Genomic DNA, 17,061 nt, shown 5'->3' with positions numbered 1-17,061 from the left:
GAGGATCGGGGGCGGCGACGCCTGGCGAGTGTCAGTCGCGGAGCGCCGCCCCGAATCGCTCGCCGGCCAGACGGACGGCGCCCTGCTTGGCCTCGGTCGCCTCGGCGGCCGTCAGGGTGCGGTCGTCGGACCGGAATCGCAGGGCGAAGGTCAACGACTTCGAGGCGTCGGGCAGCCCCGCGCCGCGGTAGTCGTCGACGAGACGGACCGTCTCGAGCAGCGCACCGGCGCCCTCGCGGACGGCGGAGAGGACCTCGCCCGCCGAGACGTCTTCGGCGACGACGAGGGAGAGGTCTTGCGTGGCGGCGGGGAACGACGAGATCGGGGTCGGCTGCAGCTCGACGTCGGCGAGGGCGATGACCCGGTCGAGGTCGATCTCGCCGACGGCGACGACCCGGGGCAGATCGAGGTCCGCCGCACGCTGGGGCAGCAGCTCGCCGGCGTGACCGACGACCTCGCCGGCCACGACGACCTCGGCCGTGCGACCGGGGTGCAGCGACGGGTGCGAACCCTGACGGAAGACGGCCTCGGCACCCGCTGCACGGACGGCGACGCGGAGATCGTCGAGCACGTCGGCGAGGGACGCCGGGAGGGCGGCCTGACCGGGCTGGCGGTCGATCGCCTGGCCGAGCGCGAGCACGGCCAGGTGCCGGGGCTGACGCGGGATGCTCGCCTCGAGCGACGCGAGCACCTCGACGGAGGGTCGTTCGGCGCCGAGCGGCACGCTCTCGGTGCCGTAGGCCCGGTCGGCCTCCGGCAGGAAGACGGTGCCGGTCTCGAACAGCGACAGGTCGACGAGCCCGCGTGACGAGTTGCGTCGGGCGATCTCGAGCAGACCCGGGACGAGCGAGCGACGCAGCTCGGGCGCGGCGACGTCGAGCGGATTGGCGAGCCGGACACCGGGGCCGCCCGCACCGTCGAGACCGCCGAAGGCGGCGTTCTGCGCGGAGCTGACGAACGGGTAGGCCGCGACCTCGGTGGACCCCGCGGCGGCGAGCGACGACGACACCTGACGGCGCAGCTTCTGCTCACGCGTGAGACCCCGCCCGGGAGGGGCGACGGGCAGCACGGACGGGATGCGGTCGTAGCCGGTGATGCGCGCGACCTCTTCGACCAGCGACGCGGCGTCGACCAGGTCGGGACGCCAGGACGGCGGTGCGACCGACCAGCCGTCGGCCGCCGGGACGACCTCGGCGCCGATCGACGTCAGCGCGTCGACGATCTCGGTCGACGTGTAGTCGACCCCGATCAGGCGGGAGGCGCGCTCGGCCCCCAGGGAGATGGCCGCTCGCGGAGCGGTCGCGTCGAGCGAGGAGCCCAGAGCGTCGGCGGTGCCGCCGCCCCATTCGACGAGGAGGTCGACGACGCGCTGTGCGGCGGGCGCCGAGACCCGGGGGTCGACGCCCCGCTCGAAGCGGCGCGAGGCCTCGCTCGGCAGCTTGTGCCGACGGGCGGACCGGGCGATCGAGATCGGGTCGAACGTGGCGGCCTCGATGAGGACGTCGGTCGTCGCGGTCGTGATCTCGGTGCGGGCGCCGCCCATGACCCCGGCGAGCCCGACGGCCCCGGTCGAGTCGGCGATGACGAGATCTTCGGGGTGCAGCGCGCGCGTCTTGCCGTCGAGGGTCTCGAGCTGCTCGCCGGTCTCGGCACGACGGACGGTCAGCCCGCCGTCGAGGGTCGCGAGGTCGTACCCGTGGATGGGCTGACCGAGTTCGAGCATCACGTAGTTCGTGACGTCGACCGGGAGCGAGACGCTGCGGACGCCGGCGAGACGGAGCCGAGCGGACATCCACGGCGGGGTGGCGCGCGAGGCGTCGACGCCTCGGACGACCCGCGTGACGAAGGTCGAGACGGCGGCGGCGCCTCGGACGGGAGCCTCGTCGCGGACCTCGACGGAGAAGCCCTCGCCCGGTGCGACCGAGACGGCCGCGGCGGGGTCGCGGAACGTCGCGCCCGTGGCGTGCGAGTACTCGCGGGCGACGCCGCGGATGCTGAACGCGTAGCCGCGGTCGGGGGTGACGTTGATCTCGACTGCGGCCTCGTCGAGCCCGAGGAGCGCGATGGCGTCCGTGCCGACCTCGGGGTCGAGGCCGAGCGACGAGAGCAGGAGGATGCCGTCGTGCTCGTCGCCCAGACCGAGCTCACGCGTCGAGGCGATCATGCCGTCGGACACGTGACCGTAGGTCTTTCGGGCGGCGATCGGGAACGGACCGGGCAGCACGGCACCGGGCAACGACACGACGACCTTGTCGCCGGCGACGAAGTTGTGCGCCCCGCAGACGATGCCGCGGACGTCGTCGGGACCGACGGCGACCTGGCACCAGTTGATCGTCTTGCCGTTCTTCTGCGGCTCGGGCACGAGTTCGAGCACCTGGCCGACGACGAGCGGACCCGTCACGTCGCCGACGTGCACGTCTTCCTCTTCGAAGCCGACGGACACGAGCGCCGCGTGGACGTGCTCGAGGCTGACGTCGCTCGGCAGGTCGACCCATTCGCCCAGCCAACTGATCGGTACCCGCATCAGACCACCATCCCGAACTGCTCGCTGAAACGGACGTCGCCCTCGACCATGTCGCGCATGTCGTTGAGGTCGTTGCGGAACTGCAGGGTGCGCTCGATGCCCATCCCGAAGGCGAAGCCCTGGTAGACGTCGGGGTCGATGCCCGCGGCCCGCAGCACGTTCGGGTTGACCATGCCGCAGCCGCCCCACTCGACCCAGCGCGCCCCGCCCTTGGCGTTCGGCTGCCAGACGTCCATCTCGGCGCTCGGCTCGGTGAAGGGGAAGTAGTTCGGACGGAGGCGGATCTGCGCCTCGTCGCCGAACATCGAGCGCGCGAGGTGCTCGAGGGTGCCGCGGAGGTTCGCCATGGTGAGCCCCCGGTCGATGGCGATGCCCTCGATCTGCGTGAAGACCGGCGTGTGCGTCGCATCGAGCTCGTCGGTGCGGAACACACGGCCGGTCGCGACGTTGTAGACCGGCAGCTGCTTGGAGAGCAGCGTGCGGATCTGCACCGGCGACGTGTGCGTGCGGAGCAGCAGGTGCTCGTCGACGGGATCGACGAAGAAGGTGTCTTGCATGGCGCGCGCCGGGTGGTCGGCGTCGAAGTTCAGCGCGTCGAAGTTGAACCACTCGTGCTCTAGCTCTGGGCCCTCGGAGACCTCCCAGCCCATGGCGACGAAGAGGTCGACCATGGTCTCTTGCAGGAGGGCCAGCGGGTGACGCGACCCCACCCGGCGACGAGACGGCAGGGCGGAGACGTCGACGGTCTCGTCGGCCAGCCGAGCAGTCTCTTCGAGCTCGACCAGCTCGGCCTCGCGGGTGGCCACGGCCTGGTTGACCCGTCCCCTGGCCTGGCCGACGAGCTTGCCCGCCGCGGCCTTCTGGTCGTTCGGCAGATCGCGCATCCCGGCGTTCATCCGCGCCAGGACGGACGCCTCACCCGTGTGCTGCGAGCGTGCGGTCTTGAGCTCGGCGACGGACGCCGCGGTCGAGATGGCGACCAGGGCGGAGTCGACCGCCGACGCGACGGCGTCTTCGGAGATGGGGACGGTGTCTGACACGAGAACCAAGCTTAGCGATCGTCGGGAGGCGACCCGCACCTCCTCGGCGCTCCGGGGAGGCGAGAGGGGGTGCAGGGAGGACCGGGTCAGGTCGATGTGGTCTGCGAGCCGCCCGTCGTCGCGTCGACGGACGGACGCCCGGCGCGCGCCAGCAGGCCGGGACCGCCGAGCCCGCCGCCGCGGGGCTTCTTCATCACGCCGCGGCGACCCGTCCGCCGGTCGACGATCCGGACGACGTAAGAGAACGCGAGGTTCGTCAGCAGGTACACGACGAGCACCACGGCGAAGAGGGTGAAGGTGTAGTTGCTGCCGTACGAGGTGCCGAGACGGTTCAGACCCCGACGCGTCAGCTCGACGTAGCCGACGATGTAGCCGAGCGACGTGTCTTTCAGGAGCACCACCAGCTGCGCCAGGATGATCGGCAGCATCTGGCGGAACGCCTGCGGGAACTCGATCGCGAAGCGGGTGCGCACGGGCGAGAGGCCGATGGCGAGACCCGCCTCGCGCTGCCCCTTCGGCAGGGCGGCGATGCCCGAGCGGAGAGCCTCGCCGATGAGGGCGCCGTTGTAGACGGCGAGTGCGGCGACGACCGCCCAGAAGGCTCCCGTCGAGAAGACGAGGAGGATGAACAGCATCATCAGCAGCACGGGCATGCCGCGGAAGAATTCGAGGACGATCGTCGTCGGAACCCGCACCCAGGCGGTGCGCGCCGTGCGGAGGAACGAGAACAGGACGCCGATGGCGACGGCCAGGACGGACGCCACCGCAGCGGCCCGCACGGTCGCGAGCCAGCCGCCCGCGATGTTCCGCCACAGGTTGCGGTCGAGGATGATGTCCCAGCGCGACGGGTCGAGCACGCTCGCCGTGACGGCGCCGTTCGCGCTGATGCGCGGGCGCCCGAGCAGGTAGACGAGGTACGCGACCAGGGCCAGCACCAGGACGACGCCGACCACCGAGATGATGCGCGACGTGCGGCGGGCCTTGGGACCGGGGGCGTCGTAGAGGACGTTCGTGCTCATCGCAGGACCGCGACCTTCTTCTCGACGAGGGCCGCGACGCGGCCCAGCGTGATGGTGACCACCAGATAGAACACGGCGACGGACACGAGCGTCGTGATGACCGCGTCGCCCCGGTCGTTGGCGATGAACCGGCCGGCCGCGAACAGCTCTGCGACGAAGAAGCCGCCGGCGACCGAGGTGTTCTTCGTGAGGGCGATGAGCACGTTGATCAGCGGCGGGATGACCATGCGGATCGCCTGCGGCATGATCACGAGGCTGAGCGTCTGGCCGAAGCCGAGGCCGATGCTGCGGGCCGCCTCGGCCTGCCCGACCGGCACGCCGTTCACACCGGAGCGGACTGCTTCGGCGACGAACGGCGACGTGTAGAGCGTGAGACCCACCACCGCGAGCGGGAAGTAGCCGATCCCGACGCCGAGGTAGGGCAGGACGAACGCGCAGAAGAACAGCACGAGAGTCAGGGGGATGTTGCGGATCGCCTCGGTGTAGACCGTGGCGAAGACCCGGAACGAGGCGACCGGCGAGATGCGGAGGGCCGCGACGACGAAGCCGATCACGATCGCGCCGACGGCGGACAGTGCCAGCAGCTGCAGCGTCGTGACGAACCCGCCCCAGAAGCGGGGCCAGTTCTCGGTCACGGCGTCGAAGCCGGGGATGACGTCCAAGGGGTTCACCGGGACTCCAGGTCAGAGGGCTGCCGAGAGGGCAGGAGGCGGTGGTGGGCACCGCGGGCGGGTCGCGCCGCGGTGCCCACCGGGGTGGTGACTAGTAGCGGTCGATCGCCGGGGGCTCGGGCGTCTCGAGCACGGCGCCCGCCGTGGACTCCCAGAGCTCGTCCCAGGTGCCGTCGTCTTCGGCCTCTTCGAGGGTGTCGTTGATGAACATGCGGAAGTCGGTGTCGTCGAGCGCCAGACCGATGCCGTAGGGCTCCTCGGTGAAGGGCTCGCCGACGACCTCGAACTCGCCCTCGTTCTGGTCGGCGAGACCGGCCAGGATCACGTTGTCGGTCGTCACGGCCGCGACCGCGCCGGTGCGGAGGGGCTCGAGGCAGTTCGAGTACGTGTCGGTCGCGATGATGTCGTCCGTGTACTCGGCGATGTTGGCCTCGCTGGTCGAGCCGCTGACCGTGCAGACGGCCTTGCCCTCGAGGTCTTCGGCGCCCTCGATGCCGTCGGGGTTGCCCTCGAGCACCAGCAGGTCCTGGCCGGCCTGGTAGTAGGGACCGGCGAACGAGACGACCTTCTTGCGCTCGTCGTTGATCGTGTAGGTCGCGATGACGAGGTCGACGTCGCCGTTCTGGATGAAGGGCTCGCGGTTGGCGGACACCGTCTCGACCCAGGTGATGCCGTCGGCGGGGATGCCCAGCTTGGCTGCGACGAGCTTGCCGATCTCGGCGTCGAAGCCCTGCGGGTTGCCGGAGCCGTCGTCGAGGCCGAACAGGGGCTGGTCGAACTTGGTGCCGATGGTGATCTCGCCGGCCTCGGCGAGGCGGGCCATCGTCGTGCCGTCTTCGAAGTCGGAGACCTCTTCGACCTCGACGGCGCTGTCGGGGGCGGCCGAGTCGGTGCAGGCCGACAGGCCGAGCACCGTGACGGCTGCTGCGGCTACGGCTACGAAACCTCTACTGAGTCGCATTCTGTTCTCCTTGCTGTGTGACCCGGACGCCGATCGGCGGACGGGGGCTCCGGGGTCGGGCCGCAGGACGGACACGCGGCGACGACGGGGTCTGTCGATCAGTGGGTGAGGATCTTCGACAGGAAGTCGCGCGCCCGATCTGACGTCGGCGCGGTGAAGAACTGCTCGGGGGTGCTCTCTTCGACGATCTCGCCGTCGGCCATGAAGACGACCCGATCGGCCGCCTTGCGGGCGAAGCCCATCTCGTGGGTGACGACGATCATCGTCATGCCGTCTTTGGCCAGCTGCACCATGACGTCGAGGACCTCGGTGATCATCTCGGGGTCGAGCGCGCTGGTCGGCTCGTCGAGGAGCATCACCTTCGGATCCATCGCGAGGGCGCGGGCGATCGCCACCCGCTGCTGCTGACCGCCCGAGAGCTGCGAGGGCATCTTCTGAGCCTGGTTCGCCACGCCGACGCGCTCGAGGAGCTCTATCGCCCGCTTCTCGGCCTCGGCCTTGCTGCGCTTGCGGACCTTGATCTGGCCCAGCGTGACGTTCTCGAGCACCGTCTTGTGCGCGAAGAGGTTGAAGCTCTGGAAGACCATGCCGACGTCGGCCCGCAGACGCGCGAGCTCGGAGCCCTCTTCGGGGAGGCGCGTGCCGTCGATCGAGATCGTGCCGTCGTCGATCGTCTCGAGCCGGTTGATGGCCCGGCACAGCGTCGACTTGCCCGAACCGCTCGGCCCGATGACCACGACCACCTCACCCCGGGAGACCGTCGTCGTGATGTCCTTCAGGACGTGCAGTTCACCGAAGTGCTTGTTGACGTGGTCGACGACGACGAGGGGTTCCATGCGACCACACAAACAGGTGGGTCTGACGGGCGCAAATTCACAGCGGATTCGTAACGCGATCGAAACGACACGGGCGGGCGCCTGTCGAGGCGACCCGCGCCTCCTGCAGGTCAGCTCCGGTGCGCGAAGGCGCTCTCGTAGAGGCAGACGGAGGCCGCGGTGGAGAGGTTCATCGACTCGGCGTGCCCGTAGATCGGAACGACGACGGCACGGTCGGCCAGCTTGAGGTCGTCGTCGGTCAGCCCTCTGGCCTCGTTGCCGAAGAGCCAGGCCGTCGGGGCCGAGAGGACGCCCTCGCTGCGCACCGCGAGCAGGTCGTCGCCCTTGACGTCGGCGGCCAGCACCTGGATGCCCGCCTCGGCGCAGCGCGCCACCACGGACGCGAGATCGGCGCCGACGGCGACCGGCACGTGGAAGAGCGAGCCCGTCGTCGCGCGGACCACCTTGGGGTTGTAGAGGTCGACGCTCCGACCGGTCATGATGACCGCGTCCGCGCCGGCGGAGTCGGCCGCACGGATGATCGTGCCGGCGTTGCCCGGATCGCGGACCTCTTCGAGGATGGCGATCAGACGGGGGCCGCCGTCGCCCGTGTCGGCGAAGACGTCTTTGACGGCGGTCGGGAACTGGCGGCAGACGGCGATGATGCCCTGAGGGGTCACCGTGTCGGACATCGCGGCGATGACCGCCTCGCTGACGAACTCGATCTCGAGCTCGGCCTCGCGGGCGGCCGCACCCACCTGCGGATGACGCTCGAGCGCCGTCGGCGTCGCAAAGAGATCGACGAGCAGTTCGGGCCGGAACGCGAGGGCCTCGGACACCGCCTGGGGGCCCTCGAGCAGGAACGACCCGGTGTCGGTGCGCGCGTCGCGCTTGGCCAGCTTCGCCACGGCGCGGACGCGGGGCGATCGGGGATTGTCGAGGAGGGAGGTGCTCACTCCCCCACTATGCCTCACCCGGCCTCGGGAGCCGGGACGCACGACGGCCCGGACGGTGAGACCGTCCGGGCCGGGGTGGTGCAGTGGCGCTGGTGACTACGCGGCAGCCTTGGGAGCCGAGGTGTCGGCGGGCAGCGCGGCCTTCGCGGTGGCGACGAGGCCGGCGAAGGTGGCGGGCTCGTTGACGGCCAGCTCGGCCAGGATGCGGCGGTCGACCTCGACGCCGGCCAGGGACAGACCCTGGATGAGGCGGTTGTAGGTCAGGCCGTTCTGACGCGACGCGGCGTTGATGCGCTGGATCCACAGACGGCGGAACTCACCCTTGCGGGCGCGACGGTCGCGGTACGAGTAGACGAGCGAGTGGGTGACCTGCTCTTTGGCCTTGCGGTACAGGCGCGAACGCTGACCGCGGTAACCCTCGGCACGCTCGAGGATCACACGACGCTTCTTGGCGGCGTTGACCGCTCTCTTGACTCTTGCCATTTTCTTGTTCCTCTACGTTCGTGTCAGCGGTCAGTGACCGAGAAGCTTCTTGGCGACCTTGGCGTCGGCGGGGGCGAGCACCTGGTCCTGGTTCAGGCGAGCCTTGCGCTTGGCGCTCTTCACCTCGAGGTTGTGTCGCATGCCGGCCTGCTGCTTCATGATCTTGCCGGAACCGGTGACCTTGAAGCGCTTCTTGGCGCCGGAGTGGGTCTTCTGCTTGGGCATGTCTTACTTACTTTCTTCTGTCGGTTCCGCCGGTGCGTCGGCCGGAACCTCGTCGGACGTCGGGTGCTTCGGCGCCTTGTTGGCCACCTTGCGAGCTTCTGCCTCGGCCTTGGCCTCGGACTTGTTCTTGTGCGGCCCGATCACCATGACCATGTTGCGGCCGTCGATGGTGGGGGTCGACTCGACGCTGCCCCACTCGGAGACGTCTTCGGCGAAGCGCTGGAGGAGACGGACGCCCTGGTCGGGACGCGACTGCTCGCGACCGCGGAACAGGATCATGGCCTTGACCTTGTCGCCGCCCTGGAGGAAGCCCTCGGCGCGCTTGCGCTTGGTCTCGTAGTCGTGCTTGTCGATCTTCAGACGGAAACGCACCTCTTTGAGGATGGTGTTCGCCTGGTTGCGACGAGCCTCCTTCGCCTTCTGCGCAGCCTCGTACTTGAACTTTCCGTGATCCATGATCTTGGCCACGGGAGGCTTCGAGTTGGGGGCCACCTCGACCAGGTCGAGTTCGGCCTCTGCTGCGAGACGCAGGGCCATGGCGATGGGGACGACACCGACCTGTTCTCCGGCAGGTCCGACGAGGCGGACCTCGGGGACGCGGATACGGTCGTTCGTACGGGGATCGCTGATGCGGAACTCCTCTGTCGTTGCTTCGTCACCCGCCGGACCGGTGGTCACGGCAGGGAAAGAGGAGTTTCGCGACGCGCTGCGCCATCCGAACGTCGTGCTCGGATGGTGCGACGGAACATCGCTGCACCCTGGCTGCCGACCCTCGAGGAGGATCGGCGGGGTACCAACAACCCGGTAACCTAATCGAACGGTCAAGCGCGGGTGGGAGAATCTCCACTTTCGCACCGAAGCAGATGCTTCGGAGCCTCGACGAGCTTAGCAGAGGATCTTCACGTGAGCCACACCCCCGAGCACTCCCCCGACTTCGCCTTCTCCGCCCCCGGCGACGAGGCACGCGACATCGCCGACGTGAACGCCGTGGAGGTGATCAACACCGTCGCCGTGCACCTGATGAGCGCGGCCGCCGTGAAGGTCGGGCTCGCCGACGACCCGCGCGCCCAGACCGACCTCGACGAGGCCCGCAAGCTCATCACCTCGTTGGCCGGCCTGATCACGGCCAGCGCACCCGAGATCGGCGATCAGCACGCCCGCGCCCTCCGCGACGGGCTGCGGTCGCTGCAGCTGGCCTTCCGTGAGGCGTCGGCGTTCCCCGACCCCATCGGCCAGGGACCCGGCGAGAAGTTCACGGGGCCGGTCAACTAGACCGCGCCTCCTGCCGCAGTCCCGCCGGGTCGGACCGCGGCGGAGCGTGCAGCCGCAGTCCGTCAGACGGAGACGACTTTCACGGCCATGCTGTCGACCCGGTCGGCGATGATCGCATCTGCGGCCCACGCCGTCTGAAGGCGGCCAAGCAGAGCCGTCAGCGCCTCGCGGTCGAGCCCGGCACGGACGCCCAGCTGCACGACGATCTCGGGGCCGCCCAGCCGGGCGCCCTCGTAGCCGGGGGCGATGACCAGGCCGGCCAGCGCCTCCTCGTCCGCCCCAGCGTCGAGGAAGGCCCGCAGCACGGTCTCGTCGGCGTGACTCGGCAGCCACGGCAGGTCTTGCGCGACCGCCCACAGGGCCGGTCGGCGCAGGGCGAACGCCGTGGGCGACCCCGGGTCGAGCACGAGCCGGTCGGTCGACTCGGACGCCGCCGCCAGGGCGATCCGCCGGGCGTCGGCCGGCACGGGACGCGCCGTGGCGCTCCAGACGGACAGCGCCGCCACCGAGGTGAAGGCGGGCAGCACGTCGCGCCCGTCGGGGCCCGCCACCGTCACGATGGACAGCTCCTGAGTCTTGTCGACCCGTCGCCCCTGCTCGTCGAGGTCCTCGTCGCCCGCGACCGCCACGAGGGGGACGAGCAGCCGCGCGGGTCGCAGCGCGTCGACGACGGTGTCTTCACCGACCTCGCCGAGGTGGAACCGCTTGAGAGCCTCGAGGAGGCGCGGGTCGGCCGAGCCGTCGTCACCGGCGAACGCCGTGTCGTGATGATCGAAGGTGCGACCCTCCCAGGGCCGACCGGCGCTGTCCGAGCCGGGCGTCGACATCAGTCGGAGGCGACGTCGAGGGCCGCGGCCAGCGTGAAGGCGCCCGAGTAGAGCGCCTTGCCGACGATTGCGCCCTCGAGGCCCTGCGGGACCAGCTCGCGCAGCGCGACGAGGTCGTCGAGGCTCGAGATGCCGCCCGATGCGATCACCGGGCGATCGGTGCGATCCATCACCTGACGCAGCAGATCGACGTTCGGCCCCTGGAGGGTGCCGTCCTTGGTGACGTCGGTGACGACGTAGCGGGCGCACCCGGCCTCCTCGAGACGGGCGAGGACCGTCCAGAGGTCGCCGCCCTCCTCCGTCCAGCCACGCGCGGCCAGCGTCGTGCCGCGCACGTCGAGCCCGACCGCGACGGCCTCGCCGTACTCGGCGATGACATGCGCCGCCCACTCGGGGTTCTCGAGGGCCGCCGTACCGAGGTTGATCCGCTTGACACCCGTGCCGAGGGCGTCTTCGAGGGAGCGGTCGTCGCGGATGCCGCCGCTCAGCTCCACGTTGATGCCCTTGACCTGCTTGATGACCTTCTTGATGACCGACCGGTTGTCGCCCCGCCCGAAGGCCGCGTCGAGGTCGACCAGGTGCAGCCACTCGGCGCCCTGGTTCTTCCAGTCGTCGGCCGCCGCGACGGGGTCGCCGTATCCGGTCTCGCTGCCGGCCTCCCCCTGGGTCAGACGGACGGCCTGCCCCCCGGAGACGTCGACGGCCGGGAACAGGGTCAGGCTCGGAGTCGTGCAGAAGTCGCTCATGTCGTCTCTCTCGCGGCGGCGCCGCGCGGATCGCGTCGGGGCCCCGCTGAGCGCGGGACCGGAGTCGGGTTCGGGAGGGTCAGAGTGTGCCGAGCCAGTTCGAGAGCAGCCGGATGCCCGGCCGCCCCGACTTCTCGGGGTGGAACTGAGTGGCCCAGAGCGGTCCGTTCTCGACGGCGGCGACGAAGCGGCCGCCGTGGTCGGCCCACGTGACGTGCGGCTGCGGGAACGGCGGGATCACGTCGAGGGTCCACGACTGGGCCGCGAACGAGTGGACGAAGTAGAAGCGCTCGTCGGCGACGCCGTCGAACAGCGTGCTGCCCTCGGGGACGTCGACGGTGTTCCAGCCCATGTGAGGCAGCACGTCGGCCTTCAGCTCGTCGACGACACCGGGCCATTCACCCAGCCCGCCCGCCGTCGCACCGCGCTCGACACCGCCCTCGAAGAAGACCTGCATGCCGACGCAGATGCCCATCACGGGTCGCCCGCCGGCCAGACGGCGATCGATGAGCTCGCCGCCGCGGACGGACTCGAGCGCGCTCATCACGGCGCCGAAGGCCCCGACGCCCGGCACGAAGAGGCCGTCGGCCGCCTGCACCCGGGCGCGATCGGCCGTCAGCTCGACGTCGGCCCCGGCGAGCTCGAGGGCCTTGACCGCCGAGTGGACGTTGCCGCTGCCGTAGTCGAGCACCACGACGGAGGGACGGGCCGTCACAGCGCGCCCTTCGTGGAGGGGATGCCGACCACCCGCGGGTCGGGCTGCACCGCCTGGCGGAGGGCCCGCGCGAAGGCCTTGAACTCGGCCTCGGCGATGTGGTGCGGGTCACGCCCGCCGAGCACCCGGATGTGCACCGTGATGCCGGCGTGGAATGCGATCGCCTCGAACACGTGGCGCACGAGAGACCCCGTGAAGTGACCGCCGATCAGGTGCAGCTCGAAGCCCTCAGGCTCGCCGCCGTGCACGAGGTACGGGCGACCGGAGATGTCGACGACCGCCTGCACCAGGGCCTCGTCGAGCGGCACCAGGGCGTCGCCGTACCGTGCGATACCCGACTTGTCGCCGAGCGCCTGACGGAGCGCGGTGCCGAAGGCGATGCCGATGTCTTCGACCGTGTGGTGCGCGTCGATGTGCGTGTCACCCGTCGCCGCCACCCGCAGATCGATCAGCGAGTGCTTCGACAGCGCCGTCAGCAGGTGGTCGAAGAACGGGACGGACGAGTCGATGCTCGACGAGCCGGTGCCGTCGAGGTCGAGCGACAGCGCGATGCGCGACTCGCTCGTCTCACGCTCGAGGGAGGCCACGCGGGTAGGGGTCTGTTCGGTCACGAGGAGAGCCTAATGTCGCGCAGCGCCTCGAGGAACGCCGTGGTCTCGGCCTCGGTGCCCGCACTGACCCGGAGGTGGTGGGGGATGCCGAGGTTCCGCACGATGATGCCCCGGGCGAGCAGACGCTCGAACACGTCGGCCGGATCGTCGACCCCGCCGAACAGCACGAAGTTCGACCAGGTCGGCCAGGGCTCGTAGCCGAGCTCGGTCAGCACCCGGACGATCCGGTCGCGTTGGGTGGCGATCTCGCCGACCATGGCGAGCATCTCGTCGGCGTGGGAGAGCGCGGCGATCGCGGCGGCCTGGGTCAACGACGACAGGTGATAAGGGAGGCGCACCAGACGGAGCGCGTCGGTCACGGCCGGATGGGCGGCGAGGTATCCGACTCGCGCCCCGGCGAAGGCGAAGGCCTTGCTCATGGTGCGGGAGACGATGAGACGCGGCCGGCCTTCGAGCAGGGTCAGAGCGGTGGGCTGGCCGACGGGCATGAACTCCGCGTACGCCTCGTCGACGAAGACGATTCCGTCGGTCGCATCGTAGGCGGCCTCGACCGTGGCGAGGTCGAGGGGCGTGCCCGTCGGGTTGTTCGGACCGCAGAAGAACACGATGTCCGGTTCGGTGCGACGGATCTCGGCGACCGCAGTCTCGGGGCTGATGGTGAAGTCGACGTCTCGCGCACCCTCGACCCAGGTGCTCCCGGTGCCCGCCGCGATGATCGAGTGCATCGAGTACGTCGGAGGGAAGCCGAGGACGCTCCGCCCGGGGCCGCCGAAGGCCTGGAGGATCTGCTGGATGACCTCGTTCGAGCCGTTCGCCGCCCAGATGTTGTCTCGGGTGAGGCCGTGACCCAGATAGGCGGCCAGGGAGTCCCGCAACTGCGTGAACTCGCGGTCGGGATACCGGTTCACCTCGAGGACGGCCTGCGCGATCGATGCGACGATGTCGCGTGCGACGTTCTCGGGAATCGGATGCGTGTTCTCGTTGACGTTGAGAGCGACCGGCACCCTGGTCTGCGGTGCGCCGTACGGCGTCAGGCCACGGAGGTCGTCACGGATGGGAAGGTCGTCGAGACTGAAGGACACCGCTCCATGGTAGGTCTCCATCAGACGGAGTCCCGAATCGTCGGCCCTCGGCTGGCAGCGGTCGCGACCCCTCGAGGTCTCTTCAGACGGAGCCGCAGTCGACCGTCCGTCAGTCGGAGTACTGAGCGGGGACGGCGAGAGACTGCCCTGCCGCGACCTCGGTGCTGCTGAGGTTGTTCAACTGCACGATGTCGCTGATGACGTCGCGAGGGTCTTTGGTGGGTGCGATCTCGGACGCGACCTGCCACAGGGTGTCTCCCCCGTCGACCGTGACGTAGTCGAACGACACCGCACCGGCGGTGTCCGATGCGACTGCACCGGGCCCGGCGAGGAGCACGCCGCCGACGACACTGGCGACGAGCAGACCGACGGCGGTGCTGACGACACGACGCCCCCGCCGGGTGATGCGCAGCCGGACGCGCGGGGGCGAAGAGAAGGAGGCGACGGCGTCGTCGGTGGGGGTGGGAGTGGCAGTGGTGGTCGTGATGGCGCTCATGAGGTGGTCCTTTCACCGCTAGAGGAGACGTCCGTGTTCGTGCCCGGCGATCGGCCGGGAACACCGGGCACGAAGACGTGTTCCGAACATATCTTCGATCAAGGTCGATTTCAACCCCGATGTTCGATTTTCTCGACGTGGATCGGCGACACACTCGAACATGTGTTTCGCCGAAGACGCCGCATCGGATACGGTTTCGATCGGTGGTCCGAGTAGAACAGCGACCACCGACATCCACGGCAGGAGACACATGAGCGACGCGCAGCGCACCCGGTCGACCGAGACGGGCTCGGTCACGCGCAAGGAGCTGACGGCCAAGCAGACGTCGATCCTGACGGCCATCCAGCAGAGCATCGGACAGCGCGGATACCCGCCGAGCATGCGGGAGATCGGCGACGCCGTCGGTCTGAAGTCGCTGTCGAGCGTGACCCACCAGTTGAACCAGCTCGAGCTCGCGGGTCGCATCCGACGCGATCCGAACCGGCCCCGCGCCCTCGAGGTCCTCTCGACCGAGGCGCCCGCCCTCGCACCCGTGACGAGCATCCTCACGACGAGCGACGACGGCGACACCGCGCACGTCCCGATGGTGGGGCGCATCGCCGCCGGCATCCCGATCACGGCCGAGCAGCAGGTCGAGGACGTGATGCCCCTCCCCCGCCAGCTCGTCGGCAAGGGCGACCTCTTCATGCTGCGGGTCGTCGGCGACTCGATGATCGACGCCGCCATCTGCGACGGCGACTGGGTCGTCGTCCGGCAGCAGAACTCGGCGGAGAACGGCGACATCGTGGCCGCCATGCTCGACGACGAGGCGACGGTCAAGGTCTTCCGTCAGCGTGACGGCCACACCTGGCTGCTGCCCCGCAACAGCGCGTTCGAGCCGATCGTCGGCGACCACGCTCAGATCGTCGGCAAGGTCGTGGCCGTGCTCCGGTCGGTGTGACCCCGACTCGACGAACGACGAAGCCCCCCGCCATTTGGCGGGGGGCTTCGTCGTGGTCGACTCGGTCGGCTCAGCTCGAGACGGCCTCGCGGTCGACGAACGGCGACAACCACGCCACGTCGCTCGGGTAGACCCGGGCGTGCACGCGCGTGCCGGCCTCCTCGTACGCCGTCTCGACGACACGACCCGAGTCGTGGAGATGAGAGACGACGTCGCCCCTGTCGTACGGCACGAGCAGCTCGAGTTCGACGTCAGGGGTCGGAAGGGTCGAGGCGATGCGCTCGAGGAGCTCGTCGATGCCCTCGCCCGTCCGGGCGGAGACGAAGACCGCGGTCGGGACGAGGCCCTGGAGCACGAGTCGCTGGTCGGGGTCGACCAGGTCGCTCTTGTTGAACACCACGATCTCGGTGATGTCGCCCCCGTCGACCTCGCTGACGACCTCGCGGACCGTCGCGAGCTGCGCCGCCGGATCGGGGTGCGAGCCGTCGACGACGTGGACGATGACGTCCGACGCCGCGACCTCCTCGAGGGTGGAGCGGAACGCTTCGACCAGCTGATGCGGCAGGTTTCGGACGAAACCCACCGTGTCGGCGTACGTGAACGGCCGGCCGTCCGTCGTCGAGCTCTTGCGCACCGTCGCGTCGAGGGTCGCGAAGAGGGCGTTCTCGACGAGCACGCCCGCACTCGTCAGCCTGTTGAGCAGGCTCGACTTGCCCGCGTTGGTGTAGCCGGCGATCGCGACCGAGGGCACCTCGTTGCGGTCGCGATTGGCCCGCTTGGCGTCGCGCGCGGGCTTCATCTCCTTGATCTGCCGACGGAGGCGCGCCATGCGCGTGTGGATCCGTCGCCGATCGAGCTCGATCTTGGTCTCTCCGGGGCCGCGGCTGCCCATTCCGGCACCCGCGCCTCCTACCTGGCCACCGGCCTGCCGCGACATCGAGTCGCCCCAGCCGCGCAGTCGGGGCAGCAGGTACTCGAGCTGCGCCAGTTCGACCTGCGCCTTGCCCTCCCGGCTCTTGGCGTGCTGACTGAAGATGTCGAGGATGACGGCCGTGCGGTCGATGACCTTGACCTTGACCACGTCTTCGAGGGCACGTCGCTGGCTTGGCGCGAGCTCCGTGTCGGCGATCACCGTGTCGGCGCCGAGAGCCGCGACGGTCATCCGCAGCTCTTCGGCCTTGCCGCTGCCGAGGTACGTGCTCGGGTCGGGGTTGGGCCGACGCTGCAGCAGCCCGTCGAGGACGACGGCGCCGGCCGTCTCGGCCAGGGCCGACAGCTCGCGGAGGGAGTTCTCGGCGTCGGAGAGCGAGCCCTGCGAGTAGACGCCGATCAGGACGACGTTCTCGAGCCGGAGCTGGCGGTACTCGACCTCGGTGACATCCTGGAGCTCGGTCGAGAGCCCCGCCACGCGACGGAGCGCCTGGCGATCGTCGCGGTCGAACTGGTCGCCGTCCGAGCCGGTGTCGTGCAGAGAGCGGGTCTGGATCGCCTGCGCAGGCGAGAAGACGGTGTAGGCGGAAGCCCGGGACGCCGCACGGTCGAGCACGCGGGCGACGACGTCGTCACCCTGCTCGGAACGCTCGGCATCGAGCGGGTTCGTGGGGAGGTCTGTCATCGGAGTGATACTAGCCCTTTCGTCAGGCAGTGAGCGGGGAGCCGATTCGGCCGCCCGTGGGGA

19 protein-coding genes are annotated in these 17,061 nt (G+C 69.9%); 2 read left to right on the top strand and 17 right to left on the bottom strand.

What is annotated here, in order from left to right; translation table 11 throughout:
- Window positions 1-31 precede the first annotated feature (31 nt).
- The 10 genes from pheT to infC form a co-directional block, all read right to left on the bottom strand.
- Window positions 32-2,524: a phenylalanine--tRNA ligase subunit beta gene (gene pheT, locus SOM13_RS02260; RefSeq protein ID WP_320478776.1), complete on the bottom strand. Its 2,493-nt coding sequence runs from the start codon at window positions 2,522-2,524 to the stop codon at window positions 32-34.
- On the bottom strand, window positions 2,524-3,564 hold the full coding sequence (pheS, locus tag SOM13_RS02255; protein WP_192060156.1) for a phenylalanine--tRNA ligase subunit alpha: 1,041 nt from the start codon (window positions 3,562-3,564) through the stop codon (window positions 2,524-2,526). The genes pheT and pheS overlap by 1 nt, the downstream gene beginning before the upstream one ends.
- 86 nt (window positions 3,565-3,650) lie before the next feature.
- Window positions 3,651-4,583 (bottom strand): amino acid ABC transporter permease, encoded by a 933-nt coding sequence (locus SOM13_RS02250; RefSeq protein ID WP_192060155.1) that lies wholly within the window; start codon window positions 4,581-4,583, stop codon window positions 3,651-3,653.
- On the bottom strand, window positions 4,580-5,245 hold the full coding sequence (locus SOM13_RS02245; protein ID WP_192060218.1) for an amino acid ABC transporter permease: 666 nt from the start codon (window positions 5,243-5,245) through the stop codon (window positions 4,580-4,582). Before SOM13_RS02245 ends, SOM13_RS02250 begins: the two co-directional genes overlap by 4 nt.
- 100 nt (window positions 5,246-5,345) lie before the next feature.
- Complete coding sequence (locus tag SOM13_RS02240; protein WP_192060154.1) at window positions 5,346-6,215, bottom strand: glutamate ABC transporter substrate-binding protein; 870 nt, start codon at window positions 6,213-6,215, stop codon at window positions 5,346-5,348.
- Window positions 6,216-6,313: 98 nt separating this feature from the next.
- Window positions 6,314-7,051 (bottom strand): amino acid ABC transporter ATP-binding protein, encoded by a 738-nt coding sequence (locus SOM13_RS02235; RefSeq protein ID WP_320478775.1) that lies wholly within the window; start codon window positions 7,049-7,051, stop codon window positions 6,314-6,316.
- 110 nt (window positions 7,052-7,161) lie between these two features.
- On the bottom strand, window positions 7,162-7,986 hold the full coding sequence (locus SOM13_RS02230) for a TrmH family RNA methyltransferase (protein WP_243213758.1): 825 nt from the start codon (window positions 7,984-7,986) through the stop codon (window positions 7,162-7,164).
- 96 nt (window positions 7,987-8,082) lie between these two features.
- Entirely contained in the window at window positions 8,083-8,469 is a 387-nt protein-coding gene (rplT, locus tag SOM13_RS02225; protein ID WP_192060152.1) for a 50S ribosomal protein L20, read from the bottom strand.
- Window positions 8,470-8,499: 30 nt separating this feature from the next.
- Window positions 8,500-8,694, bottom strand: a complete 195-nt coding sequence (rpmI, locus tag SOM13_RS02220; protein WP_043596704.1) for a 50S ribosomal protein L35 — start codon at window positions 8,692-8,694, stop codon at window positions 8,500-8,502.
- Window positions 8,695-8,697: 3 nt separating this feature from the next.
- Complete coding sequence (gene infC, locus SOM13_RS02215; protein WP_243213760.1) at window positions 8,698-9,372, bottom strand: translation initiation factor IF-3; 675 nt, start codon at window positions 9,370-9,372, stop codon at window positions 8,698-8,700.
- Between the two features lie 225 nt (window positions 9,373-9,597).
- Here infC and SOM13_RS02210 point away from each other — a divergent pair, with 225 nt between their 5' ends.
- Window positions 9,598-9,966 carry a DUF1844 domain-containing protein gene (locus tag SOM13_RS02210; protein WP_243213761.1) on the top strand — a complete coding sequence of 123 codons (369 nt, stop codon included), beginning with the start codon at window positions 9,598-9,600 and terminating at the stop codon, window positions 9,964-9,966.
- Window positions 9,967-10,028: 62 nt separating this feature from the next.
- Here SOM13_RS02210 and SOM13_RS02205 read toward each other — a convergent pair whose 3' ends face one another.
- The 6 genes from SOM13_RS02205 to SOM13_RS02180 all read right to left on the bottom strand — a co-directional run bounded on the left by SOM13_RS02205 (window position 10,029) and on the right by SOM13_RS02180 (window position 14,443).
- Window positions 10,029-10,793, bottom strand: coding sequence for an SseB family protein (locus SOM13_RS02205; protein WP_320478774.1), 765 nt, complete (start codon window positions 10,791-10,793; stop codon window positions 10,029-10,031).
- Window positions 10,793-11,539 (bottom strand): bifunctional 1-(5-phosphoribosyl)-5-((5-phosphoribosylamino)methylideneamino)imidazole-4-carboxamide isomerase/phosphoribosylanthranilate isomerase PriA, encoded by a 747-nt coding sequence (gene priA / locus SOM13_RS02200; RefSeq protein ID WP_192060149.1) that lies wholly within the window; start codon window positions 11,537-11,539, stop codon window positions 10,793-10,795. Before priA ends, SOM13_RS02205 begins: the two co-directional genes overlap by 1 nt.
- Window positions 11,540-11,618: 79 nt before the next feature.
- Window positions 11,619-12,254 (bottom strand): imidazole glycerol phosphate synthase subunit HisH, encoded by a 636-nt coding sequence (hisH, locus tag SOM13_RS02195; RefSeq protein ID WP_320478773.1) that lies wholly within the window; start codon window positions 12,252-12,254, stop codon window positions 11,619-11,621.
- Window positions 12,251-12,865 (bottom strand): imidazoleglycerol-phosphate dehydratase HisB, encoded by a 615-nt coding sequence (hisB, locus tag SOM13_RS02190; protein ID WP_192060147.1) that lies wholly within the window; start codon window positions 12,863-12,865, stop codon window positions 12,251-12,253. Before hisB ends, hisH begins: the two co-directional genes overlap by 4 nt.
- The gene (locus SOM13_RS02185) at window positions 12,862-13,947 is read right to left on the bottom strand and encodes a histidinol-phosphate transaminase (protein WP_192060146.1); all 1,086 of its coding nucleotides are present in this window, start codon (window positions 13,945-13,947) and stop codon (window positions 12,862-12,864) included. Before SOM13_RS02185 ends, hisB begins: the two co-directional genes overlap by 4 nt.
- A 109-nt stretch (window positions 13,948-14,056) precedes the next feature.
- On the bottom strand, window positions 14,057-14,443 hold the full coding sequence (locus SOM13_RS02180; protein ID WP_320478772.1) for a LysM peptidoglycan-binding domain-containing protein: 387 nt from the start codon (window positions 14,441-14,443) through the stop codon (window positions 14,057-14,059).
- Between the two features lie 250 nt (window positions 14,444-14,693).
- Here SOM13_RS02180 and lexA point away from each other — a divergent pair, with 250 nt between their 5' ends.
- Window positions 14,694-15,383: a transcriptional repressor LexA gene (lexA, locus tag SOM13_RS02175; RefSeq protein ID WP_243213765.1), complete on the top strand. Its 690-nt coding sequence runs from the start codon at window positions 14,694-14,696 to the stop codon at window positions 15,381-15,383.
- Window positions 15,384-15,453: 70 nt separating this feature from the next.
- Here the strand turns inward: lexA and hflX are convergent, their stop codons facing one another.
- On the bottom strand, window positions 15,454-16,998 hold the full coding sequence (hflX, locus tag SOM13_RS02170; RefSeq protein WP_243213767.1) for a GTPase HflX: 1,545 nt from the start codon (window positions 16,996-16,998) through the stop codon (window positions 15,454-15,456).
- Window positions 16,999-17,061: the final 63 nt, after the last annotated feature.

Origin of the sequence: Frigoribacterium sp. CFBP9030, from assembly GCF_034045195.1 — a bacterium.
In the GTDB taxonomy this organism is placed as follows: domain Bacteria; phylum Actinomycetota; class Actinomycetes; order Actinomycetales; family Microbacteriaceae; genus Frigoribacterium.
Note: the sequence above shows the minus strand (reverse complement) of the source record. Positions and strands in the feature narration are given on the sequence as shown.

Bases quoted from the DNA above. Each gene is read 5' to 3' on its own strand.
- pheT (WP_320478776.1), bottom strand. From the start codon at position 2,524: ATGCGGGTACCGATCAGTTGGCTGGGCGAATGGGTCGACCTGCCGAGC.
- SOM13_RS02250 (WP_192060155.1), bottom strand. From the start codon at position 4,583: ATGAGCACGAACGTCCTCTACGACGCCCCCGGTCCCAAGGCCCGCCGC.
- SOM13_RS02235 (WP_320478775.1), bottom strand. From the start codon at position 7,051: ATGGAACCCCTCGTCGTCGTCGACCACGTCAACAAGCACTTCGGTGAA.
- SOM13_RS02240 (WP_192060154.1), bottom strand. From the start codon at position 6,215: ATGCGACTCAGTAGAGGTTTCGTAGCCGTAGCCGCAGCAGCCGTCACG.
- hflX (WP_243213767.1), bottom strand. From the start codon at position 16,998: ATGACAGACCTCCCCACGAACCCGCTCGATGCCGAGCGTTCCGAGCAG.
- priA (WP_192060149.1), bottom strand. From the start codon at position 11,539: ATGAGCGACTTCTGCACGACTCCGAGCCTGACCCTGTTCCCGGCCGTC.
- SOM13_RS02180 (WP_320478772.1), bottom strand. From the start codon at position 14,443: ATGAGCGCCATCACGACCACCACTGCCACTCCCACCCCCACCGACGAC.
- rpmI (WP_043596704.1), bottom strand. From the start codon at position 8,694: ATGCCCAAGCAGAAGACCCACTCCGGCGCCAAGAAGCGCTTCAAGGTC.
- rplT (WP_192060152.1), bottom strand. From the start codon at position 8,469: ATGGCAAGAGTCAAGAGAGCGGTCAACGCCGCCAAGAAGCGTCGTGTG.
- lexA (WP_243213765.1), top strand. From the start codon at position 14,694: ATGAGCGACGCGCAGCGCACCCGGTCGACCGAGACGGGCTCGGTCACG.
- SOM13_RS02205 (WP_320478774.1), bottom strand. From the start codon at position 10,793: ATGTCGACGCCCGGCTCGGACAGCGCCGGTCGGCCCTGGGAGGGTCGC.